We start from the raw sequence: 4,108 nt of genomic DNA on the forward strand, positions 1-4,108 counted from the left end.
GCCCTGCCCCGGTCAAGCCGGCAAGCACGCCGGCGCGACCATGGGCGCCGGGCGCGCCGGGTGTCCGCCCCGCGCGGGCGCTACCGGTCGCCAACAGCGTCCGCCCGCAAGGCGGCGGCCAGCGTCGCCAATGTACCTTCCGCATCGGCCGACTCCGTATTGATCACGCAGGTTTGACGCCGCTCGCGCGCGCTGAGGGTGTCGCTGATGGCGGCCTGCCGCGCCAGCAGTTCCGGCCCCGCGTCGGACGCGTCGCGCCCTTCGCGCACGCGCTGCGCCAGGCGCGCGCGCAGGGTGCGCGCGCCGGCCCGCAGATGCAGGATGCGGAATTCCGCCCCCCGCTCGCGGGCGATGCGCTCGAACGGTTCGCGTTGCCAGCGCTGCAGGAAGGAGGCATCCACCACCACGGGCAAGCCGGCCCGCAAGCCATAGCGGGCCAGTTCCAGCAGCCGGGCGTAGGTGGCGCGGGTGCTGTCTTCCGTATAGATACCGGCGCCGGCCGGCGCCGCCATGCGGGCGCTGGGCGCCAGCCCATGCAAGCGCTTGCGCTCGACGTCCGAGCGGATGCGGATGCCTTCGATGGCGCGCGCCAGCCGGCCCGAAAAATAGGTCTTGCCGCTGCCCGAATAGCCATGCGCGATCACCAGCGGCGGCCTGGCCGGCTGGACCGAGGCGGCAGCAAAGGCCAGGTAGCGGCGCGCCAGTTGCGCATGTTCGCCCTCGGCCGGCCCGGACAGGGCATTGGCCCGCAACAGGCAGACCTTGGCCCGCACCACGGCGCGCATGGTCAGGTAGTAGCCCAGCACGGCCAGGCCGGAATAGTCGCCGCTCGCTTCCAGATAGCGTTCCAGCAGGATGGCGGCCAGGCCGGGCTGGCCGTGGAAACGCAAGTCCATCACGGCAAAGGCCAGGTCGTTGATCACGTCGATCCAGCGCAGATCGTCGTTGAATTCGATGCAGTCGAACACCTCCACCTTGCCGGCCAGCGTAAGGATGTTGGCGCAATGGAGGTCGCCATGGCATTCGCGCACAAAGCCCTGGGCCTTGCGCTGGCCGACCAGGTCCAGCACCCGATCCTGGGTCGACAACCAGACCGTCAGCAGGTGGGCCTGGGAACGCATTTCGGCAGAACCGGCCTGCGCTTCCACCGTCGCCAGGTCCTGGCGCGCGCCCTTGTCCACGGCGCGCACGCTGCCCCATGGCGTGCCGGCCGGCGCCACGGCGGCGTGGCGGTGGAAGGCGGCCAGCTTGTCGGCCAATGCTTCCACCTCGGCCACTGTCAGTTGACCGTGCTCCAGCCGCGCCGTCCACAGCGCCTCCTGCGGGAAGGCGTGCATGCGCACCGTGTATTCGATGCGGGCACCATCGCCGCCCAGCGCGGGTTCGGCATAACTGCCGGTCACGGGCACCATGTCGAGATAGAGTTCAGGGGCCAGGCGCCGGTTCAGGCGCACTTCTTCCTCGCACAGCCGGCGCCGCGCGTACAGGGTGCTGTAATCGAGCACGTCGAACTTGAGCGCCTTCTTGATCTTGTAGGCATACTCCGGGGTGACGAGTACCCAGGAGATGTGGGTCTCGAACTGCCGGCACGGCTGCCCCTGCGCCGACAGGGCGGCCGCCAGCCGCTGCACCAGCATCGCCTGCTGGGCCTGGTCGGAACGGTCGTTCATCGCGCGTCCTTTTCGTTCATGCCCGGCGCGGCCAGCAGTGCGGCCATCATGCGCGCGGATAACCGACCGTCTGGGCCAGCACGATGCGCTGATGGGGACCCAGCCCCATCCGCTGCGCCAGCGCCGGCCGGTCCACCCAGCCCCGCGCCACGGTGGCCAGGCCTTCGGCCGCGCAGAACAGGTAGACGTTCTGGCTGATGTAGCCCGTATCGAGCGCCGCGTAGAACTTCTGCTCCACGCGTGAGGCGCCGCTCATGCGCTCCAGGTCGGCCACGTAGATCAGGTTGACGGGTGCGCCGCCGACGAAATCCTGCCAGCCGGTGTCGGCCCGGATGTCATCGGCCAGCACGGGCTGCAACAGCAGATGGTGCGGATCGAAGCGGTAAAGGCCACTGGCCAGGGCGACGTAGATGTCGATTTCCTGGGCATCCTTGGCCGAGGGCGCCGTACGGTGGCCCTCCTCTTCCCGGTTGATGCCGAAGGCCGCCCACAGCAGCCGCGACAACTTGTAGATCGACAACTCTCGCGGACTGAATTCGCGGACGGAGCGGCGCTTGCGCAACACTTCCATCAGCGCGCTGCTCAATGGTGCGATGTCGGCATCCAGTTCCAGCGAGGAAGGAGCGATCAGCTGCAGCGCCGGTTGGGTATCTTGTGGCTTGCTCATTTGCATTCTCCATGGCTGGCACAGAGCGGAACGAAACCGGCGGCCAGCAGCACAGCCATGAACGACTGGACCAGGGGGCGATATTTGAGCTGCATGATACGCTCCTTCACGAAAAAACCGCGCAAGCCTGCGCCGATGGACTCACAGTAGCGTGCGCCCCGATTTTAATCACGCGGGTAGTGTGATCCAAGTCAATCGACCTGATCAAATACCCCGGGCGGCCTTTATCGGCCCTGCCGCGTCCGATTACACGGGCTTATGGGATGGTTTTGATGCAAATCAAGGATTTTCATTGTTCAGACGACCATAGTGCGACATGAGGGCATCCCCGCCCATCCACTGCTGAGAGGACGCGACATGAAGCTGCTGAAACACCTTGCCATGCTGATGCTGCTGGCCACGCTGGGCGGCTGCGGCTATAACGCGCTGCAGACGCAAGACGAACAGATCAAGGCCGCCTGGTCCGAAGTGCTCAACCAGTACCAGCGCCGGGCCGACCTGATACCCAACCTGGTCAGCACGGTGCAGGGCTATGCCAGCCATGAGAAAGAAGTGCTGACGGCCGTCACCCAGGCCCGCGCCCAGGTCGGTTCGGTGCAGGCCAGTGCCGCCACGCTCAACGACCCGGAAGCGCTGGCCCGCTTCCAGCGCGCCCAGAACGAATTGCATGGCGCCCTGACCCGGCTGCTGGCCGTGTCGGAGAACTACCCCCAGCTCAAGGCCGACGCCAACTTCCGCGACCTGCAAGCCCAGCTGGAAGGAACGGAAAACCGCATCACCGTGGCCCGCAACCGCTACATCGCGGCCGTCCAGAGCTACAACACAACGGTGCGCTCCTTCCCCACCAACCTGACGGCGAAGATGTTCTCGTTCGAAGTCAAACCCAACTTCACGGTCGACAACGCGGCCACCATCGCCACCCCGCCGCGCGTGCAGTTCGGACCGGCGGCCGCGTCCACGCCCGAGGCGACCAAATGAGCTGGCTGCGGCGCGTGCTGTGCTGGCTGGCCGTGCTGGCCATCGGCGCCGCCAGCGCCGCGTCCGTCCCGGCCCTGACGGCGCGCGTGACGGACCTCACGGGCACGCTGAGCGCCCAGCAGACGGCCAGCCTGGAAACGGCCTTGCGCGATTTTGAAACGCGCAAGGGGAGCCAGATTGCCGTGCTGCTGGTCGGCAGCACGGCGCCCGACAGCATCGAGCAATACGCGCTGATGGCGGCCGAGCAGGCAAAACTGGGCCGCAAGAAGATCGACGACGGCGCCCTGCTGCTGGTGGCCAAGGACGACCGCACGCTGCGCATCGAAGTGGGCTACGGCCTCGAAGGTGCGCTCAACGACGCCGTCAGCAAGCGCATCGTGAGCGACATCATCACCCCCTATTTCCGCCAGGGTGATTTCTACGGCGGGCTGGTGGCCGGCACCAACGCCATGATGGCCGTGGTAGACGGCGAACCATTGCCGGCGCCGCCGCAGGCGCGTGGCGACGCGGTGCCGGACGGCTCGCTTTACCTGCCCGGCCTGTTGCTGGCGGCGCTGGCCATCGGCAGCGTGCTGCGCGCCCTGCTGGGGCGCATGCCGGGCGCGCTGGTGGCCGCCGGCGTGTGCGGCTGGCTGGCCTGGGCCGTGCTGGCGACCTTGCCGGCGGCCCTGTTCGTGGGCGTGGCCGCGCTGCTGTCGACGCTGCTGGGCGGCCTGCGTGGCATGCCGGGGCGGCGCTCGGGCGGTCCGTTTGGCGGCTTCGGCGGCGGCGGTTTCGGCGGCGGCGGGGGCGG

General features: G+C 68.1%; 4 protein-coding genes. 2 read left to right on the forward strand and 2 right to left on the reverse strand.

The window, feature by feature from the left end; all coding sequences use genetic code 11:
* Positions 1-80: 80 nt before the first annotated feature.
* Both AC3WOS_RS28325 and AC3WOS_RS28330 read right to left on the reverse strand, forming a co-directional pair.
* On the reverse strand, positions 81-1,670 hold the full coding sequence (locus AC3WOS_RS28325) for a bifunctional aminoglycoside phosphotransferase/ATP-binding protein (RefSeq protein ID WP_492720641.1): 1,590 nt from the start codon (positions 1,668-1,670) through the stop codon (positions 81-83).
* Between the two features lie 46 nt (positions 1,671-1,716).
* Positions 1,717-2,337 carry a SagB/ThcOx family dehydrogenase gene (locus AC3WOS_RS28330; protein ID WP_492720642.1) on the reverse strand — a complete coding sequence of 207 codons (621 nt, stop codon included), beginning with the start codon at positions 2,335-2,337 and terminating at the stop codon, positions 1,717-1,719.
* A 357-nt stretch (positions 2,338-2,694) separates the two neighbouring features.
* On the opposite strand from AC3WOS_RS28330, the gene AC3WOS_RS28335 reads away from it, so the two are divergent.
* Positions 2,695-3,315 (forward strand): LemA family protein, encoded by a 621-nt coding sequence (locus AC3WOS_RS28335; RefSeq protein ID WP_492720644.1) that lies wholly within the window; start codon positions 2,695-2,697, stop codon positions 3,313-3,315.
* The coding region (locus AC3WOS_RS28340) for a TPM domain-containing protein (RefSeq protein ID WP_492720646.1) at positions 3,312-4,108 on the forward strand (797 nt) is incomplete at its 3' end. The genes AC3WOS_RS28335 and AC3WOS_RS28340, both read left to right, overlap by 4 nt.

Source organism: Rugamonas sp. FW305-51, assembly GCF_058786935.1.